Origin of the sequence: Mesorhizobium sp. M8A.F.Ca.ET.021.01.1.1, assembly GCF_003998025.1 — a bacterium.
Lineage (GTDB): Bacteria > Pseudomonadota > Alphaproteobacteria > Rhizobiales > Rhizobiaceae > Mesorhizobium.
Map to the genome: position 1 here is coordinate 1 of NZ_RZSJ01000664.1, position 3,176 is coordinate 3,176.

Here is a 3,176-nt window from a genome sequence, read left to right on the forward strand (position 1 = left end):
GATGATGAAGCAGATGAACTTCACCCGCCGGACATCATAGCCGGCAAGGCGCGCGACTTCCTGATTGCCGCCGACGGCATAGATCTGCCGCCCGAACGGCCGGTGCTGCATCATGTAGCCGAAGGCGGCGAGCAGGACGATCGCGATGACCGCCGAATACGGGATGATGTTGAACAGGCGGCCATCCGAGAGCGCGATGAAGCTGTCGAGGCTGGCATTGTCCGGGATCGCGCGCTGGCCGGTGTAGAGATAGACGCCGCCGCGCATGATGAACATCGTTCCCAAGGTCACGATCAGCGAGTTGATGCCGGCATAGGCGGTGAGATAGCCGTTCACCACACCGATGATCAGGCCGAACAGCAGTGCTGCGCTGACGCCGAGCAGCAGCGAGTTGGTGTCGTTCATGATGATGATCAGCGGCAACGCGATGGTCGCGAGCAGCGATCCGATCGAGATATCGACCTCACCGGAGATGAAGACGATGGCGCAGCCGATGCCGGCGGTGAGCGCGAGCGAAGCCTGGCCGAGCACGTTGGTCATGTTGCGCACGGAGAAGAAATTCTCGACCGTGACGGAAAAGAAGACCAGTACCAGGATGAGGCAGACGAACAATGCCAGTTCCTGCCGGGCAAAGAGCCGCGCCAGCAGGGAGGGCTGGGCTTTTGCGGAAGCTATATTGGCAAGGCTCATGGTCTTATCCGATCGCCGCATTGAGGATCTTTTCCTGCGTGGCTTCATCGCGCGACATGATCGCGGTCAGACGGCCCTCGCACATCACGGCGATCCGGTCGGCGAGACCGAGCAGCTCCGGCATTTCCGATGTCATCATGACGACCGCCAGGCCTTCGCCGGCGAGCCGGTCGATCAGCGCGAAGATCTCCGACTTGGCGCCGACATCGATGCCGCGCGTCGGCTCGTCGACGACGATCACCTTCAGGCCTCGCATCAGCCAGCGCGAGATCAGCACCTTCTGCTGATTGCCGCCCGACAGGTTCTTCACCTGCTGGAACAGGCTGGGGGTCTTGATGCGGAAGCGGTCGACATAGTCCTGCACCGCCCGGTGCTCCTTCGCCGTATCGATTAAGCCCATGCGTGCGAAGGCGCCAAGCGAGGCGAGGCTGGCATTCTGGTAGACGGGCAGCTCGCCCATCAGCCCTTCGCTCTTGCGATCCTCGGTGAGCAGGCCGATGCCGAGCCTGACACCGGTGCGCGTGTCATGTGGCGTGAGGCGCTGACCGTCGACGCTGATCGTGCCCGCGGTGATCGGATCATAGCCGACGATCGCCTTGGCGAGTTCGGTGCGGCCCGCGCCCATCAAGCCGAAGAAGCCGAGCACCTCGCCGGCGCGTGCCTCGAAAGACACCTCGTCGAGCTTCCTCGCCGTGCTGAGCTTCTCCACCGACAAGGCAACCTTGCCGCCTGCCGCGCCGCGCTGGCGCGGAAACAGATTGTCGATGCGACGTCCGATCATGTCCTGGATCAGCGTGTCGTTGCTGTGCTCGCCGATCGGTTTGGTCGAGATGTGGCGCCCGTCGCGCAGCACCGTCACCGTGTCGGCGATCTCGAACACCTCGTCGAGCTTGTGGCTGACATAGACCACCGCGATGCCGAGGCTGGCCAGCCGTCGGATGACGGTGAACAGCAGCGAGACCTCGTTCGGCGTCAGCGAGGACGTCGGCTCGTCCATCACCACGACGCGGGCCTCATGAGCGAGCGCGCGGGCGATTTCGACCATCTGCTGCTGGCTGACCGGAAGCGAACCCGTGCGCGCAGCCGGATCGACATTGAAACCGATACGGTTGAACAGGGCGGCTGAATCGGCGCGGATTTTCTTCCAGTCGATCGAGCCCGCCCGGCCGGTCGGGTAGCCCTCGAGGAAGATGTTCTCAGCAACCGTGAATTCGGAGATCAACGCAATCTCCTGGAAGACGACCTTGATGCCCTCTTTCAGGCTGTCGCGCGGCGACTGGATATCGACCTCGCGTCCGCGCATGCGAATGGTACCGGCATCCTTGCCGTAGACGCCGGCCATGATCTTGATCAGCGTCGACTTGCCGGCGCCGTTCTCGCCCATCAGGGCATGGATCTTGCCGGGCTTCAGGGTGAAGTCGACATTGTCGAGCGCCACGACACCCGGGAAGCGCTTGTCGATGCCGCGCAATTCCAGTGCCGGCACATCGGTATCGATGGCCGCGCCTTCGCCGGGGTGCAGAAAATCAACGGACATTGGCTCTGTTCCGGATGATGTCGAGATAGGTGGCCAGGATGATGACGAAGCCCGGCACCACCATCTGCAGATCCTGGTTCCAGCCGAGGATGATGATGCCGTTGTCGATCACCTTCAGCACCAGCACGCCGAGCAAGGTGCCGAACAGCGAGCCGCGCCCGCCGAGCAGGCTGGTGCCGCCGAGGATGACGGCGGCGATGACGGTCAGTTCGAAACCGCGGCCGGCGGTCGGCTGGCCAGCGTTCATCAGCGACGAAAGGATCATGCCGGCAACGCCGACGCACAGGCCGGTGACGACGAAGGCAAACAGCTTGAGGCGTTCGGAACGTACGCCAGACAGGCGCACCGCCTTTTCATTGGCGCCCACCGCGTAGAGGTAGCGGCCGAGCGTGGTGAAGCGCAGCGTGACATAGGCGACCACGAAGATCAGCGCGGCCAGGATGACAGGCACAGGCACAGGCCCGACATAGCCGGCGCCGAGGTCGGTAAAGCTTGCCAGCTGATTGTGGTTCTGCACCGCCTCGCGCGTGAACAGATAGACGCCGCCCTGCAGCATCATCATCGTGCCGATGGTGGCGATCAGCGAGTTCACCCGGAGCCGGGTGACGACCAGGCCGTTGAACAGTCCGACCCCGCCGGCAAAGGCGAGCGCCGCCAGCATGCCGAGCGCCAGGCTGTGGGTGGAATTCAGCACCGCCATGCCGATGCAGCCGACGAAAGCGAGCGAGGCGCCGACCGACAGGTCGACCTCGGCGGTGATGATGAGCATGGTCATGCCCGAGGCAACGACCAGCACCAGCGCGCATTGGCGCAGGATGGCGATGATGTTGGCTTCCGAATGGAATTGCGGCGCCGCGATCGAGATGGCGATGCACAGCACAGCCAGGATGACGCCCAGCACGAGCTGGCTGCTGGGCAGCAGCCAGCTCGTGCTGGGCGTCATCCTGGC

General features: G+C 63.7%; 3 protein-coding genes. All 3 read right to left on the reverse strand.

Going from position 1 to position 3,176, the window contains the following annotated elements; all coding sequences use genetic code 11:
- Positions 1-690, reverse strand: a 690-nt coding sequence (locus tag EOA36_RS31745) for an ABC transporter permease (protein ID WP_145969415.1), incomplete at its 3' end; no start/stop codon positions are given.
- 4 nt (positions 691-694) lie between these two features.
- A complete protein-coding gene (locus EOA36_RS31750; RefSeq protein ID WP_127280804.1) occupies positions 695-2,227 on the reverse strand; it encodes a sugar ABC transporter ATP-binding protein in 1,533 nt (510 codons plus the stop codon).
- Positions 2,217-3,170 carry an ABC transporter permease gene (locus EOA36_RS31755; protein WP_127280805.1) on the reverse strand — a complete coding sequence of 318 codons (954 nt, stop codon included), beginning with the start codon at positions 3,168-3,170 and terminating at the stop codon, positions 2,217-2,219. Before EOA36_RS31755 ends, EOA36_RS31750 begins: the two co-directional genes overlap by 11 nt.
- Between the last annotated feature and the right edge of the window lie 6 nt (positions 3,171-3,176).